Here is a 14,867-nt window from a genome sequence, read left to right as displayed (position 1 = left end):
CCTCGAGCGAACGGAACGTTCAGCAGATACCCGGGAAGAGAGCGGCGAAACGGTGCGCCTCCGGGTGGTGACGCGAACACGCCACCACCCGAGCCGACTCAGGCCGAGGTCACCGCGGCCGCCGATCCGCTGTTGCCCGCGAGGATTCGCACGACGCCGCTTCGTCCGGGAAGCGGGGGTTCACAGCCCACCCCGGGCCACCAGTTGCGCCGCGATCACATTGCGCTGGATCTCGTTGGTACCCTCCCCGACAATCATCAGCGGGGCGTCGCGGAAGTAACGCTCGACATCGTATTCGGTGGAGTATCCGTAGCCGCCGTGGATACGGATCGCGTTCAGGGCGATCTCCATCGCCACTTCGGAGGCGTACAGCTTGGCCATTCCGGCCTCCATATCGCAGCGCTCCCCACGGTCGTACCTTTCGGCGGCGTGGCGCGTGAGCTGGCGGGCGGCGGTCAATTTCGTCGCCATATCCGCCAGGTAGTTGCCCACCGCCTGGTGCTTCCAGATCGGTTCGCCGAAGCTCTCCCGCTGCTGCGCGTAGGCCAGCGAATCCTCCAGCGCGGCCGCGGCGACCCCGAGTGCCCGCGCGGCCACCTGGATGCGGCCGGTTTCCAGGCCTTTCATCATTTGCGGGAATCCTCTACCGGGCACTCCGCCCAGGACCGCCGATACGGGGGCGCGGTAACCGTCGAAGGACAGTTCACAGCTCTCCACGCCTTTGTATCCGAGTTTCGGCAGGTCACGGGATACCGTGAGACCGGGTCCGTGTTCGACGAGCACGATCGACATACCCCGGTGCCGCGGGGTCGCCGCGGGGTCCGTTTTACACAGCAGCGCAATCACGCCCGCACGGCGCGCGTTGGTGATCCAGGTCTTGGCACCGTTGATGACGAGCTCGTCGCCCTCGCGTCGGGCGGTGGTGGCCATGGCCTGCAGATCGGAACCGCCGCCGGGTTCGGTCAGTGCCATGGTCGCGCGGATCTCCCCCGTTGCCATGGACGGCAGATAGCGCTGCCGTTGTTCCTCGGTGCCGAACAGGCCGATCAATCTCGCGACGACAGTGTGGCCGCCCATCGCTCCCGACAGCGACATCCAACCGCGGGCCAGCTCCTCGGTCACCTGGACGTAGCAAGGCATGGACACCGGCGTGCCACCGTATTCCTCCGGGATCGCGAGACCGTAGATACCGATCCGCTTCATCTGCTCGATCCAGTCCTCGGGGTACCGGTCGGCGTGCTCGACCTCCCGCACCGCGGGTTTCACATCCCGATCGATGAACTCACGCACCGTCCGCACCAGGAGCGCTTCTTCGTCGTTCAGGTAATAGCTCACGCGCGATGTCCTCACCGTGTCGCGGGCCCATCCTGCCCGTCGATGTCTACGGCCGTAGTCGGCCCACAGTAGTCGATACCCGCTCGGCCGGGCGGGCCTGTCGCCTCTTGCCCACCGCCGACCGTGACACCAGCGCGGTACTCGCCCGGCCGGGGATTGTCGCGCGGCGAATCCGCCCGCTCGCCGTTACGGCGATACGAGCGCACCCGCGCCCCGCAGGGCGAACGGCGGATACTGTTCGCTCCGGATCTCATCGGCACCGCCGAGCAGATCCTCGATCGCCTGCGCACCGATCCGGTCCTCGCCGAAACCACGGAGTTACGGCTGGAACTACCGTACGAATTCCACCGCGGCGATTACGAGCAGATCCTGCACGACACAGTCGAGTACATCGCACCGGAGCTGGGCTGGCGGCCGTCGACCGAACTGGTCTGACCACTTGACCTCTTACCAATAGCAGGTCTACCGTCCGAGGTATGGCACTGAAACGGATCGCCCGCCGGTCGGTTCCGGACGAAATCTACGAGCAGCTCGTCGACGACGTCCTCACCGGCGAGCTTGCGCCCGGCGCGGCCCTGCCCGCCGAACGTCAGCTGGCCGAAGCGCTGGGCGTCTCCCGGCCCACCGTGCGTGAAGCTGTGCAGCGGCTCGCGCGGGCCGGGCTGGTGGAGATCCGCCAGGGCGGCAGCACCACGGTCCGCGATCCGCGCCGCTCCGGCGGACTCGAACTGCTGCCGCGGCTGGTCCTGCGCGGCGGCCGACTCGACCACTCCGTGGTACGCAGCATCCTGGAGACCCGGGCGACGCTCGGCCGCGAGGTCGCCGGCCTGGCCGCCCGCCGCCACGGCCCGGCCTCCGGCCCGGCGCTCGTGGCCGCGGTGGACACACTCGCCGGTCGAGACGATCCGCTGGCACGCCAGCTCGCGGCGCTCACCTTCTGGGACCATCTGGTCGACGCCGCCGATTCGATCGTCTATCGCCTGCTGTTCAACCAGCTGCGGGCCGTCTACGAACCTGCCATGGCCGCCCTCACCGGCGTCATGGACACCGAGGTGGGACAGCCCGAGCGCTACCGCGCGATCGCCGAGGCCGTCGCCGCCGGCGACAGCGATTCGGCACGTACCCGCGCCGAAGCGCTGTTGTCCTCGGCCACCGTGGAATTCGACAACCTCCTGCACCGATTGGAACAGACCCTGTGAACCTCTCGCATGCGCTACGCGCCCGGCGCAGCCGTAACACCGGGATCGACCGTCTCGCCGAGGGGCGTCTGGCCGCCGACGAGGCGAAGGCCGCTCGCCGCACACCGGAGTCGCTCGCGGACGTGTTCGCCTCGTTCCGTCACGCGCCCTCGCCCTGGGTGATCGCCACGCTGCTGGTCACCGCCGCCACGGCCCGGGTCCTGGTGGGCGACTGGCAGCTCACCGACGCCCTGGTGCCGGTGCTCATGGTGGCCGCGTTCCCGTTCGTGGAATGGGTCATCCACGTCTGCGTGCTGCACTGGCGGCCACGCACCCTGGGCCGGTGGCGGATCGACTCGTTGCTGGCGCGTAAGCACCGCGAGCATCATGCCGATCCACGAATCCGCGAACTGGTCTTCATCCCGTGGCAGACTTTCTTGTGGCTGCTACCCGCCTTGGTGGTCATCGCACTACTGGCCTTCGGACGCCCGGCTCTGGGCCTGACCTTCCTCACCACCGTGGGTGTCCTCGGACTGGTGTACGAATGGACCCACCTCCTGGTACACACCGACTACCGGCCGCACAGCGCGATCCTGCGCGCGGTACGCCGCAATCACCGCCTGCATCATTTCAAGAACGAGCACTATTGGTTCGCCGTCACCACTGCCGGAACCGCGGACCGGGTCCTGGGCACCTATCCCGATCCCGCCTCGATCCCCAATTCCCCGACCGCCAAGGCCCTGCACAAGCCGCAAGGCGCCTGACACCCGGCGTGGCATCCGGGACCGCTCGGCCACCGGTGCCGACAAGATCGAACCGACCGGAGCCGCCTCTACCCGACCCGCCTACCCGGCTCACCGCCGGTAGGGCGCTTGCTCGGGTCGTCCGGCCCGAGTCGCCGACGCGAGACTCCCGGGTGTGCTACCGCGCCGGGCTCGAACCTGGTACCGCCACAACGTATTCGCGCGGAATTCGCCACCCGCATCGCCCTCCGGTGCCGGGCCACCCGGTACCGGGTGCGCAGCTCCAACCACCACAGGGTAGTACTGGACCCACAGCTTCACGGCGTTCGGGCGGTTCGGGATTCGACGTGCACCGCCGGGCAGCCGGTTCCCTCTGCAGGTTGCACCCCACAGTTCCGAGGATGGCGTATGCATCGATTTCCCGGTCAGGACACGAGCACGACACCAGACGAGATCGCCTGCCGTATCGAGGATCTGCTCGACGAGCAGGCTCGTGTGGTCGATGAGCTGCTGTCTGCCGAGGCGGCGTATATCGAAGCGGTGGCCGCGGCCCGGGAAGCCGGCCTGATGCGCCGGTCCGATCTGGCCGAGGCCCATGGCCGGTTGCAGGGCTGGGGTATCTCCAATTTCTCGAATCGCTGGCGACGGCTGGTCGAAGAGGGCTCGGCGGACACGCCCGTGGCACAACCCACACCAATGCGCGGCGGTCAGCGAATCACCACGGTCCGGGTAACGCCCGAGGGGTGAAGCAGGGGGCGACCGAGGCGAAGACCCGTAGGTTCGAATCTCCGGCCCCGGATACCGGGCGGGCCGCCGCGGGCGCGGTCGATCGTAGGCGCCCGAACCGGCCGGCCCGAAGGTGTCGCGCCGGGCGGCGTTTCACGGGGCCTCCAAATAGGCGACTATGCCGCCGATCAAGGCTTTCAACGCATCGTCGAGATCGCCGTAGGTACCCAGGGTGCGTTCGGAGGTGATCCCGCGCATCGCCGCCGGGATGAGGGCGGCCACCTGCCGCACCTTGTCCGGGTCGAGTTCCATATCGGCGAAAGCGCGCTGACAGGCCTTGTCCCAGTTCGGTTTCCACGATGCCAGTTCCGCGGCGGTGCGCGGATAGTCGCGCTCGAGTTCGGCGTGCTCGCGCGGCAGGGCGGCGCGCAGCGTTTCGATGGCCAGCGATTCCGGCCTGCGCAGCCCGCCCGCCATGGCGTCGATCATGGCGGCCACCCGCTCGTGCAGGGTGCCGTCCGGTTTGATCCCGGCGGGCAGGTCCCCCCGCTTGTCCGCGGTGTATCGCAGGACCGCCGCCCACAGGCCGTCGATATCACCGAACTGGTATTTGATCACCCCCCAGGTGGCGCCGATATCGCGGGCGATCCGGTTACCCGAGACCGCCGCGGGATCACCGGTGGCCAGCGAGGCGATCGCCGCCTCGAGCATGCTCTCCCGGGATTGGATCCCACGCCTGTTCGCTCGTCTCCCGCCCACCGCCGTTTCCGCCGTCACGACGGACGACTTTACCTGCCCTGAGCTGCAGGATCCAGTTTCACAAAGGCCTCTTGAATTCTTTCAAAGAGGGTTCTATGCTCGGGAGCGCCACGTGACCGGCGTCATACCCGGCGCACGCACGGTGCCGTGGCCGCGCCCGCTACAGCCCCGATGCCTGGAGGATCGCGATGGCAAAACCACCACTGCCGATGGAGCCGACGGGCTGGTTCCAGGTGGCCTGGTGCAGCGAGATCGGCGTCGGGTCGGTACACCGGATGAAATACTTCGGCCGCGAAATGGTGGCCTGGCGATCGGCATCGGGTCAGGTGACCGTCTTCGACGCCTACTGCGAACATCTGGGCGCGCATCTCGGCTACGGCGGCCGGGTGGAGGGCGAGAACCTGGTCTGCCCGTTCCACGGGTGGGAGTGGAATCGCGAGGGACGCAATGTCTGTATCCCCTACGAGAGCCACCCGAACAAGGGCCGCCGCATCCGCAGCTACCCGGTGGTGGAGCGTAACGAGGGCGTCTGGATCTGGTACGACCTCGAGGGAAGGCCACCGCATTTCGAGGTACCCGATATCTTCGCGGCATTCGAGGACGGCAAAACCGCCGCGGACTACTATCCGCCGGTGCCCGCGGCCACGCTGTACCGGCCCGGACTCGAACTGCACCCGCAGTACGTCATGGAGAACGGTGTCGATTTCGCGCATTTCAAGTATGTGCACAAGACCCCGTTCGTGCCGGAGTTCACCCGCCACGATTTCTCCGGGCCCGTCTCCTACGTCGATTTCACCATCGCCTTCGACGAGGGCGTGGCCGAAGACCAGGTCAACAGCGGTGTCGAATCGATCAACGCCGGACTCGGATGTTCGATCACCAAGAGCTGGGGCATGATCGACAACCGCACCATGCCCGCGGTCACCCCGGTCGACGAGCGCACCTCCGACGTCCGGTTCACCGTGTGGATCGGCCGTGAACCCGGCGACGAGAGCACGGAGATCACCGCCTACGGCACGACGATGGCCGGTTTCGTGATCGAGCAGTTCGAAGCCGATATCCACATCTGGGCACATCAGCGCTACTCGGACCCACCCGCGCTGTCGCGCAAGGAATACGCGGGCTTCCGGGCACTGCGAGAATGGGCCCGGCAGTTCTACCCGGACTCCGGCGCCTCCGAACCCGCACCGCACGTGAACGCGGCCGGCGCATGACCGCGGACCCGAACCAGCAGCCTCGACCCGCAGACAGAAAGGCCCGACCATGAGCACCTCCGGCAAGATCCGGGTATTCCAGGTCGCGACCGGCAACCTCGGCACCGAGATGATCGGCCGCATCCGCGATCATCCGGATCTCGAACTCGCCGGGCTGCACTGCTACACCTCGGACAAGATCGGCCGGGACGCCGGCGAGATCGTCGGCATCGGACCCATCGGGGTGACGGCGACCGGTACGGTCGAGGAGATCCTCGAAGCGCGGCCCGATGTCCTCACCTTCCACGGCGTCTTCCCCGACGAAGATCTCTACGAGAAGGTGCTGGAGGCGGGCATCGACGTGGTGACCACCGCAGACTGGATCACCGGATTCCACCGCGACACCAATCACTCGCACCCGTCGGGCCGAAAGGTCAGTGAGGTCATCCAAGCCGCGTGCGAGCGCGGCAATTCCACCTTCTACGGCACCGGTATGAATCCGGGCCTGGCGCAGATCCTCGGGATCGTGCACACCGCCGACGTCGCCGCGATCGAGAACATCACCGTCACCGAATCGGTGGACGTCTCCTGTCACCATTCCGTCGACACCTGGAAAGCAGTCGGTTATGGCCGCCCGGTCGACGATCCGACCATCCCGGACTCCTTGCACAAATACACCGCGGTCTTCGCCGATTCGGTCTACCTGATGGCCGATGCCTTCGACCTCGAACTGGACGAGGTCACCTTCGGCTACGAGCTCGGCGCCTGCACAAAGGACGTCGACCTGGGTTGGTATTTCCTGCCCAAGGGCTCACTGGGCGCCAACTACATCAAATATCAGGGTCTGGTCGACGGGGTGCCGCGGGTGGAGACCCACCTCGAATGGCAGATGACCCCGCACACCGACCCCGCGTGGAATATCAAGGGCTGCTACATCACCCAGATCACCGGCGATCCCAGCATCTACAGCAAACATATGATCTTCCCCCGGAAGGGATTCGACCTGTCGAATCCGGAGAACTTCGCCTCGATCGGGATGACCGTCACCGGATTACCGGCCCTCAACTCCCTGCGATCCGTTGTCGCGGCGCGTCCGGGCATCATCACCAGCGCCGATCTGCCGCTGCGCGCGTTCGCCGGGCGTTTCGACCTCCACCGGGAGCAGTAGCGAGGGCACCGCGGTCGCTCGGAAAACACCGCGACACGACGGAACCGCGAACCGTGGATCGGTGCGCCGACCGGCTCAGCCGCACAGTCCCTGGGCGCCGGCGTAGCCCAGCGTCGCCGCGAGCAGCCCGGCGGCCACACTGCCGGCGGCGTAGCCGATCGCGTACCGATAGGCGCGCTGTTCGGTCAGGCGCACGGTCTCGTAGGAAAAGGTGCTGTAGGTGGTGAAGGCGCCGCAGAATCCAGTGCCCGCGAGCACCGTCCACGCGGCCGGCAGGCCCGCGCCGGTGAGACAGCCCAGGACGAGACATCCGGATACGTTGACCACGAAGGTGCCCCACGGGAATCGGCCGTCGTGCCGAACCTGTACGAATCGGTCCAGCAGGTAACGCAGCGGCGCGCCGACCGCGGCACCGGCGATCACCAGCAGCACGTTCATCGCGCCCCTCCCTGCCCGGCGCGCCGGGTGAGGCCGACGCCCAGCGCGCAGGCCGCTACCGCCGCGAACAGGGTCGACGCCAGATAGGCGGCACCGATCACGGCGGAACCCGGCGCGAGCAGAGCCCGGATATCGTTGGCGTAGGTGGAGAACGTGGTGAACCCGCCCAGTACGCCGACCCCGAGAAACGGGCGCGCCAGCGGATGCGCCGGTCGCAGTTCGGTGATCACCACCATCAGCGCACCGAGCAGGAAACTGCCGCCGACATTGATGACGAACACCGCCCATGGAAACCCTCCGAGCGGTGTGGGCCAGCAGAGGGTCAGGCCATAGCGGCCCAGCGCGCCCAGCGCCCCGCCGGCGGCGATGACCGCGAGAATCGCGCCGTGCGATGCGGCGAGTTCGGCGCGCTGGGGTGGGTCCCGCAGATCGATATCGGGGTCCAAGGGCAGAAACGGCCCGTGGAGCGGTTGCCTATCATCGGGCACAGCGGTCTCCTACCCCAGAGCCGTCCGGACCGGACTGGCGGAGCCGGACGTCATGAGGTCGCGTACCAGCCGATCCGGCACGTGTCATCGACGGGCCGGGTGATGGACCAGAGGCGGCGGAACCGGGAGGCCGCGATCTTCCAGCGGCCGTCCTCGAGGATGTAGGAGTCCTCGTATTCACCGGTCGACAGTGTATCGGTGTGGTCGAGCAGGTTCACCTGACGGAACTGCATGGTCCACTGCCCGGAGGCGGTGCCGTCGGCGTGCACGGTGATATCGGGGTGCATCCCGTGGTGCATATCGAGCACCACATGTTTCCCGTCGACCTGCCGAAGAGCGATGGATTCGAAGACCGCGGCCATTCCGTCCGCGTCCGAAACCCCCAGCTCGCCGTAGTCGAGGACGGCGCCGTCGGTGACGAAACACGCCCGGAAACGGGCGGGATCCTTGGCATCGCAGGCGCGGAAGTAGCGGTGTTTGAGCGCCTTGATCGCCTCGATCGCTTCCAGCACGGTGAGGCGATGGGCCGGGTCGGCCTCAGGTGACGGTGATCCGGACATACGGCCTCCTCGTTCGGCGGCCGGTATCCGTTGCGCTACGCCGGCCCCGGCCGAACCGGCTCGTATCGCATCACATCACATCACGGCCACGCGGTGCCGACCCGGCCTCGCCCGATGCCGCCGCCCGGGAACTACCGGCGAATGCCGGTCCTCGTCGCGTGGGTGCGAAGGGTTCCGGCACGACCGCACCCACGCGCGCGGAACCCGGCTCAGGCCGCGAGCACGACCCCCGCTGCGGGGATCACCGCGGTGGATTGCGGCGGGGCCTGGTATTGCTCGCGGTTGTGCGTCGCCGTGACCAGCACGGGGCCCGGACCCGTCACCACCGGCGCGCTGGTGGGCAGCGCCGCGGCATACTTCGGGTCGCCGGGGGCGCCGATCCCGTTCCAGTGCCGCAGGTCGACGCTGCCCGCGGCGCCGGTGCTCAGGTTCTGCCAGTGCACGGTGATCCAGCGGTAGTTGTATTGGTAGTGGTAGGGCGCCGGAACCGGCACCGAGAAGGTGACCGTCCCCGGTTGTTCGCCTGTCGTCCCCACCACCGAGATCGTCTGCAGCATCGCGCCGGGAACGGCGCCGGGGCCGATTTCCGGCCCGGTCACCAACGGGATCGGCAAGGGGGTCACGACCGGGGCCGCGGCGGCCGCGCCCACTGCGGAACCCAGTGCCAACGGCGCGATCAGCGCGGCGATCATCACGGTTCTACGCATACGAGACATACGATCCTTTCCTCGATGAACAGTTCCCCTCGTGCAGCGGATCCGCGCGGCAGGACGACGTGGAGATCCGGCGCGCGGGAGAGCGACACCCACCGCCCCCGCATGCGCGGTCGACAGTATCCGACCCGGCTGTCTCCGAGGCGGAAAACGCCTGAGCGGACAACATTTCACGTCGGAGTCCGCGGTACACATCAGAAGCGCTCTGTCCACCCGTTCGTCGCATGCTCCACCCGGCATCTCATCGACGTGGTCCGCCGGCCCGGCACAGCAGACGTGCCTGCCGACCAGTGCGTCGGCGCCGGTGCGCGACACTGGATCGGTGAGTACCGACAACGGCCCGACACCCCCGCCGGCCAGCGCCTCGATCATCGTGCTGACACTGGCGCGCCGAGTGGAGTCCGAGCTCAACGCCGCCCTGGCAACGCTGGATCTGACCGTCGGCCGCCTGGGTCTGCTCGGCCATATCTCCGGAGTCCCGGGGGCGTCGTTCTCGGAGCTGGCGCGGATGTCGGGGATCAGCGTGCAGAGCGTGCACACGGCGGTGAAGGCCCTGGTCGGCGCCGGACTGGTGCACGACCGTACAGCTCGCGCCGGGTCGGCGTCGGCGATCGAACTCACGCCCGAGGGGATTCGTCTGCTCCGGGCCGCCCAGCAGGTGGTCACCGACGTCGACGAACGCCTGTTCGGCTCCGCGGCCGACCCGGTACAACGCCGGATCGGGGCGGCCGTCGTGGACGCGTTCACCGGCGGAACCACCCCCTGAACCACACCGCCACCAGAAGACGGCCGCGCAGCGCGGCCGGCCCGGGCGTGGGCTCCCGTAAGGTCGCCTGCACGAGGGGCGTCTGGGCGCCTGGACGAGAAGGAGGCTGTGGGTGCCGGGAACACCGTGGTCACACCGGATGGGTTTGTCGGTCCCGATTGTGAACGCCCCGATGGGTGGAGTGGCCGGGGGGCGGCTCGCGGCCGCCGTTTCCGCGGCCGGCGGTCTCGGGATGATCGGTATGGGCAGCACCGGATCGACCGAGGCCCTGGAACACGAACTCGGACAACTCGTCCCGGCGCCCACGGTCTTCGGGATCGGCATGGTGGGCTGGGTGCTCGAGCGTGAACCCGCCCTGCTGGAGGCGGCCCTGGCCGCGCGGCCGGCGCTCGTCTCGGTCGGTTTCACCGAGGAGTGGGCCTGGGTCGACCGGGTCCACGCGGCGGGCGCGGCGGCGGTCACCCAGGTCTACGACGCCGACCATGCCCGCCGGGCCGCAGCGGCCGGGGTGGATGTCCTGGTCGCACGTGGCAGCGAGGGCGGCGGCCACGGCGAAACCCGGCTGGGCACCCTCGCGGTACTCGACGCGGTACTCGACGCGGTCACGGTGCCCGTCCTCGCCGCCGGTGGTATCGCCACCGCCCGTGGCCTGGCGGCCGTGCTCGCGGCGGGGGCGGCCGGCGCCTGGCTCGGCACCTGCCTGTCGGCCTGCCCGGAAGCGCTCACCCCGGAACCCGCGCGCGCCGCGCTGCTACACGCCCGGGCCACCGATACGGTGGTCACCCGGGTCTTCGATCTGGGGCAGCGGCTCCCCTGGCCGGACCGCTATCCCGCCCGCGTACTGGCAAATGAGACCACCCGGCACTGGGCGGAGCGGGAGGCCGCGCTGTCCGGGGACGGTGCGGCCCGCGACGAGGTGGCGGCTGCTGCCGCCACCGGGGACCCCCGGCGCGCCCCTGTCGACGCCGGTGAGGGCGTCGGCGCCCTCACCCGCAGTCTCCCGGCCGGTGAGGTGATCGCCGCATTGTGCGACGGAGCCGATCGACTGTTGGGCCGGTGGACGGCCGGAACCGGCAGTGGCACGGCGCCGGCGCCCGGGAGCGACTGACGATCGTCAGATCCAGCCCTTCTCCCGCGCCCTGAGGGCCGCCTCGTACCGGTTGGAGACCCCGAGCTTGGCCATTGCCGAGGAGAGGTAGTTACGCGTGGTACCGGGCGACAGGTGCACTCGCCGGGCGATGTCCTCGACCGACGAGCCGTCGAGGGCATATTCGAGAACATCGGCCTCCCGTGCGGTGAGCACCGTGTCACCGGCGCTGATGGCTTCCGCCGCCAGTTCCGGATCCACATATCGGCCGCCGCTGTGCACCGTGCGGATCACATCGGCCAGCGTCGCCGCCGAGGTCGTCTTGGGCAGGAAACCCCGGACACCCGCGGCCAGCGCCCGTTTGAGGTAGCCGGGCCGGCCGTGACTGGTGACGATCAACGTGGCCGCACCCGGTGTGAGCCGCTGTAACTGCGTGGCGGTCTCGATCCCATCGATACCGGGCATCTGCAGATCGATGACGGCCACCGCGGCCGGCTCGCCCGCCGCGCGGCGCCGCCACACGGCCAGGAGTTCCTCCCCGGAGCCGACATGGTCGACGACCTCGATATCGGCTTCGAGATCGAGCATCGTCGCCAGCGCCGCGCGGATGAGCGTTTCGTCGTCGGCGAGGAAGACAGGAATCATTGTTTCGCCCAGCGGATTTCCAGGACGAACTCGTCGGCGGTCGCGGTGACGGCCAGGCTCGCGCCGACGGCCGCGAGCCGCTCGGCGAGACCACGCAGTCCCGAATGCTGTCCCGGCGTGCCGCGCGGACGGTCGTTGCGCACCGACATACCGGCACCGCCGAACGCGAGAGTCGCCGACGTGGCCGCGGAATGTTCGACGATATTGGTCGTACCCTCGCGCACCACCCAGGCCGCGACCTCGTGGAATCGTGGTGGGACCGTCGCGGGATCGCCTTCGACGCCGAGCTCACAACCCACCGCCGCGAGCAGCGAGCGCGCACCGGCCACCTCACCGAGCAGATCGATCCCGCGATAGCCCCGGACCAGTTCGCGCATCTGACCCATCGATTCGACGGCGAGTGTTTTGACCTCGTCCATCTCCTCGGCCGCCCGGTCGGTCTCGCCGGAACGCGAAAGCACACCGGCGAGTTCGCTTTTCACGGCGATTGCCGAGAATCCGCGGCCGACCACATCGTGCAGGTCCCGCGCGAATCGCAAGCGCTGCTGCGCCAGTTGCAGTTCGGCTTCGACGACCTTGGCGTGTTCCACTTCGTCGACAACCCGCAACCCCCACATCGTGAGCCGGACCGTGACGACGACGAACCCGCCGGCGACGTAGGTCACCACGATCCCACTCACCACCGTCGCCGGCGACGACCCGAAGACCAGCCCGGTCACCACGCTCAGCGCCGACAGAATCCACCACCTGTGCCGGAGAAACGATACGAGGGCGAACACGGCCAGCACCGCCACATAGACCCCGGCCATCCGGGCGGGAACAACGGCGGCCTCGTCGTCCGCCGTCCGGGCGACCACGGCGGCGGCGGCCCATACCCCGGTCAGTGCCGCGACGGCGACCGGCAGGACCCACCCACGCGATAACCATTGAGACGATAGGGCGAATTCGGCGCGGGCCTCCACCGCGACGACCGCCGCGACACCGGCGAGCACGACTCCGGCGGCCGCCCACGGCGAGCGTGCGGTGACCGCCATGGTGACGATCACCGCGACCAGCGCGCTGTGGAAGGTGATCCCGGTGTAGAGCCGGAACTTCGTGCCCGCCGGCAGTGCGCGCCACCGGCCGGTCCAGCGGCTCACCCGCGGTCGTCCCAGCGGAAACTCCGGCGGATCAGCGCGAACGCCAGGACGGTCCATACCGCCAGTGTCGCAAACGGACGCCCCATCTCGGCAAAGGTCCCTGCGAAATCGCGCGCGGCACCGGAATCGGCGAGAGCCGTTTTCCCGGCGACGCCCAGGGACACCAGATCGGAGACAGCCGCGAAAGGGGTCCAGGCGGCCAGATCCGCGAGCCGATCCGGCAGCATCGTGCGGATCGATGTCATCCCCAGCATGGCGATCGTCATCACCGGCAACGAGGTGATCTGCGCGGCCTCGGCGTTCTTGGTGAACGTACTGGTCGCCAGCGCCAAGAGGGAGAAAAGGACTATCCCGCCCACCAGAGCGATCCCAATCGCCACGAGGTTGACCGGCGCGGGCGCGCCCATCCCGTAGACGACCGCGGCGACCACGGCGGTGCCACCGAGGGTGACCAGCGCCCCGGGTATCGCGGGCGCGGTCTGGATCTGCCAGTCGGCGGCCTCACCCGTCCGCAGCCGTTTCAGTACGCCCTCGCCGCGGCGGGTGGTGACCATCGACAGCACCGAGTAGTACTGCACGAAAAGCAGGGTCACCAGCGCCAGCATTTCGAAGGTGAGCACCGCGAGATCCGCAGCGGAGGCATCGCCACGGCGGGCGATGAAGAACAGGGCCACCGGTATGCCGATCGGGAAGACGGTCGCTAGATAGACCAGCGTTTTGTTCCGCCGGAATTGCAGGTACTCGGCCTTCGCGAGCGCTGCGAGCGGACGGCGCCGAAAACCGGTGGCGGGTAGTGCGGTCATGGTCATCAGCGAGCTCCGATCGGTTCGGGATCGACCCCCGCCGCGGCGGCCGAATCGTCTGCGATATCGAGGAAAACCGTCTCCAGGGACGCGGCGCGGGCCTCCAGCCCACCCAGCCGCACGCCCTGGTCGTCCGCCCAGCCGAGCAGCACCGACAGATCACCCTGCAGGTCGTGGGTGCTCACGGTGACCCGGGCTCCGGCCTCGATGCGGGTGGTGGACAGGTCCGGCAGCGGCAGACCCGGATGGTCGAAGGCGATCAGGGCCGGATGGCCGTCGACGATCTCGCGGAGAGTCCCGGTGCGCGCCATCTCACCCTTGTGCATGATCGCGATCCGATCGGCCAGCGCTTCCGCCTCGTCCAGATAGTGCGTGGTCAGCACCATGCCCACCCCCGAGCTCTTGAGCTCGGACAACAGTCGCCACGTCCCGCGCCGGCTCTCCGGGTCGAGTCCGGTGGTCGGTTCGTCGAGGAACAGCAACCGCGGCTGTCCGAGCAGGGCACAGGCCAGATCGACCCGACGCTGTTCACCGCCGGAGAGGGACCCGACCCGGACGTCGGCGCGATGGACCAGACCGACCTGTGCGAGCACCGTTGCGCTACTCGCCGGATTACTGCAGGTCCCCCGCCACATCTCGAGCGTTTCGCGGACTGTGAGCTCGGCGGGCAGACCCCCGGACTGCAGCATGATGCCGACCTGCGCGCGTACGTGGTCACGATGACGGTATGGATCGAGGCCGAAGATCTCGACCGAACCGGCCGAAGGTTCGGCCAGCCCCTCCAGGATGTCCAGCGTCGAGGTCTTGCCCGCGCCGTTGGTGCCCAGCAGGGCGAACACCTCGCCCTCGGCGACCTGTAGGTCGATACCGCGGACCGCTTCGAACGCGGTCTTTCCGGTGCCGTAGGTCCGGCGCAGACCGCGCGCGACGACGATCTCGGGTACCGCCGGTTGCGGCGGATCGGGATATGCGCTGTTCATGGCTTCTACGATCATCGAGCCGGACCCGGATCTGTAGTAAGCGCAGTCACGGAATACTCGTGCATTTCTCACGGGCCGGAGATGACAAATGTCATCACCCGACCGCACCGGTTTCCGCCCGGGCGCCGGCGGTGAAGCTCGGAGAA

The 14,867-nt window shown here is 68.5% G+C and carries 18 protein-coding genes; 8 read left to right on the top strand and 10 right to left on the bottom strand.

The annotated features are described in order from the left end of the window. Positions 1 to 180: 180 nt before the first annotated feature. A complete protein-coding gene (locus tag NS4_RS01825; RefSeq protein ID WP_063057696.1) occupies positions 181 to 1,335 on the bottom strand; it encodes an acyl-CoA dehydrogenase family protein in 1,155 nt (384 codons plus the stop codon). Between the two features lie 123 nt (positions 1,336 to 1,458). On the opposite strand from NS4_RS01825, the gene NS4_RS01820 reads away from it, so the two are divergent. The 4 genes from NS4_RS01820 (at position 1,459) to NS4_RS01805 (ending at position 4,003) form a co-directional block, all read left to right on the top strand. Beyond that, complete coding sequence (locus tag NS4_RS01820) at positions 1,459 to 1,770, top strand: hypothetical protein (protein ID WP_245664981.1); 312 nt, start codon at positions 1,459 to 1,461, stop codon at positions 1,768 to 1,770. 41 nt (positions 1,771 to 1,811) lie between these two features. Then, a complete protein-coding gene (locus tag NS4_RS01815; RefSeq protein WP_063057694.1) occupies positions 1,812 to 2,534 on the top strand; it encodes a FadR/GntR family transcriptional regulator in 723 nt (240 codons plus the stop codon). 68 nt (positions 2,535 to 2,602) lie between these two features. Beyond that, positions 2,603 to 3,277, top strand: a complete 675-nt coding sequence (locus NS4_RS01810) for a sterol desaturase family protein (RefSeq protein ID WP_063057898.1) — start codon at positions 2,603 to 2,605, stop codon at positions 3,275 to 3,277. Positions 3,278 to 3,664: 387 nt separating this feature from the next. After that, positions 3,665 to 4,003 carry a hypothetical protein gene (locus NS4_RS01805; protein WP_063057693.1) on the top strand — a complete coding sequence of 113 codons (339 nt, stop codon included), beginning with the start codon at positions 3,665 to 3,667 and terminating at the stop codon, positions 4,001 to 4,003. A 132-nt stretch (positions 4,004 to 4,135) separates the two neighbouring features. Here the strand turns inward: NS4_RS01805 and NS4_RS01800 are convergent, their stop codons facing one another. Beyond that, complete coding sequence (locus NS4_RS01800; protein WP_245665024.1) at positions 4,136 to 4,693, bottom strand: TetR/AcrR family transcriptional regulator; 558 nt, start codon at positions 4,691 to 4,693, stop codon at positions 4,136 to 4,138. Positions 4,694 to 4,929: 236 nt separating this feature from the next. Between NS4_RS01800 and NS4_RS01795 the strand changes: the two genes are divergently transcribed. Beyond that, positions 4,930 to 5,955 (top strand): Rieske 2Fe-2S domain-containing protein, encoded by a 1,026-nt coding sequence (locus NS4_RS01795; RefSeq protein WP_063057692.1) that lies wholly within the window; start codon positions 4,930 to 4,932, stop codon positions 5,953 to 5,955. A gap of 49 nt (positions 5,956 to 6,004) precedes the next feature. Continuing rightward, the gene (locus NS4_RS01790) at positions 6,005 to 7,102 is read left to right on the top strand and encodes an NAD(P)H-dependent amine dehydrogenase family protein (RefSeq protein ID WP_063057691.1); all 1,098 of its coding nucleotides are present in this window, start codon (positions 6,005 to 6,007) and stop codon (positions 7,100 to 7,102) included. Positions 7,103 to 7,177: 75 nt separating this feature from the next. Here NS4_RS01790 and crcB read toward each other — a convergent pair whose 3' ends face one another. The 4 genes from crcB to NS4_RS01770 form a co-directional block, all read right to left on the bottom strand. Beyond that, positions 7,178 to 7,540 (bottom strand): fluoride efflux transporter CrcB, encoded by a 363-nt coding sequence (gene crcB / locus NS4_RS01785; RefSeq protein ID WP_063057690.1) that lies wholly within the window; start codon positions 7,538 to 7,540, stop codon positions 7,178 to 7,180. Next, positions 7,537 to 8,028 carry a fluoride efflux transporter FluC gene (locus NS4_RS01780; protein WP_245664979.1) on the bottom strand — a complete coding sequence of 164 codons (492 nt, stop codon included), beginning with the start codon at positions 8,026 to 8,028 and terminating at the stop codon, positions 7,537 to 7,539. The genes crcB and NS4_RS01780 overlap by 4 nt, the downstream gene beginning before the upstream one ends. A gap of 50 nt (positions 8,029 to 8,078) precedes the next feature. Then, on the bottom strand, positions 8,079 to 8,588 hold the full coding sequence (locus NS4_RS01775; RefSeq protein WP_063057689.1) for a nuclear transport factor 2 family protein: 510 nt from the start codon (positions 8,586 to 8,588) through the stop codon (positions 8,079 to 8,081). Between the two features lie 209 nt (positions 8,589 to 8,797). Continuing rightward, entirely contained in the window at positions 8,798 to 9,295 is a 498-nt protein-coding gene (locus NS4_RS01770; RefSeq protein WP_157105844.1) for a hypothetical protein, read from the bottom strand. 328 nt (positions 9,296 to 9,623) lie between these two features. Here NS4_RS01770 and NS4_RS01765 point away from each other — a divergent pair, with 328 nt between their 5' ends. Both NS4_RS01765 and NS4_RS01760 read left to right on the top strand, forming a co-directional pair. Further along, the gene (locus tag NS4_RS01765; RefSeq protein ID WP_063057895.1) at positions 9,624 to 10,067 is read left to right on the top strand and encodes a MarR family winged helix-turn-helix transcriptional regulator; all 444 of its coding nucleotides are present in this window, start codon (positions 9,624 to 9,626) and stop codon (positions 10,065 to 10,067) included. 112 nt (positions 10,068 to 10,179) lie between these two features. Next, a complete protein-coding gene (locus tag NS4_RS01760) occupies positions 10,180 to 11,175 on the top strand; it encodes an NAD(P)H-dependent flavin oxidoreductase (protein ID WP_174552053.1) in 996 nt (331 codons plus the stop codon). A gap of 6 nt (positions 11,176 to 11,181) precedes the next feature. On the opposite strand, the gene NS4_RS01755 is transcribed toward NS4_RS01760, so the two are convergent. The 4 genes from NS4_RS01755 to NS4_RS01740 are packed head-to-tail and all read right to left on the bottom strand — an operon-like array spanning position 11,182 to position 14,721. Then, on the bottom strand, positions 11,182 to 11,799 hold the full coding sequence (locus NS4_RS01755; RefSeq protein ID WP_063057686.1) for a response regulator transcription factor: 618 nt from the start codon (positions 11,797 to 11,799) through the stop codon (positions 11,182 to 11,184). Continuing rightward, entirely contained in the window at positions 11,796 to 12,995 is a 1,200-nt protein-coding gene (locus tag NS4_RS01750; protein WP_084486525.1) for a sensor histidine kinase, read from the bottom strand. Before NS4_RS01750 ends, NS4_RS01755 begins: the two co-directional genes overlap by 4 nt. Continuing rightward, complete coding sequence (locus NS4_RS01745) at positions 12,935 to 13,747, bottom strand: ABC transporter permease (RefSeq protein WP_063057893.1); 813 nt, start codon at positions 13,745 to 13,747, stop codon at positions 12,935 to 12,937. Before NS4_RS01745 ends, NS4_RS01750 begins: the two co-directional genes overlap by 61 nt. Continuing rightward, on the bottom strand, positions 13,747 to 14,721 hold the full coding sequence (locus NS4_RS01740) for an ABC transporter ATP-binding protein (RefSeq protein WP_063057685.1): 975 nt from the start codon (positions 14,719 to 14,721) through the stop codon (positions 13,747 to 13,749). The genes NS4_RS01745 and NS4_RS01740 overlap by 1 nt, the downstream gene beginning before the upstream one ends. Between the last annotated feature and the right edge of the window lie 146 nt (positions 14,722 to 14,867).

Source organism: Nocardia sienata NBRC 100364 (genome assembly GCF_001613205.1).
Taxonomy (GTDB): Bacteria; Actinomycetota; Actinomycetes; order Mycobacteriales; family Mycobacteriaceae; genus Nocardia; species Nocardia sienata.
The sequence above is the reverse complement of the archived record's forward strand: the minus strand, read 5'-3'. Positions and strand labels throughout refer to the sequence as shown.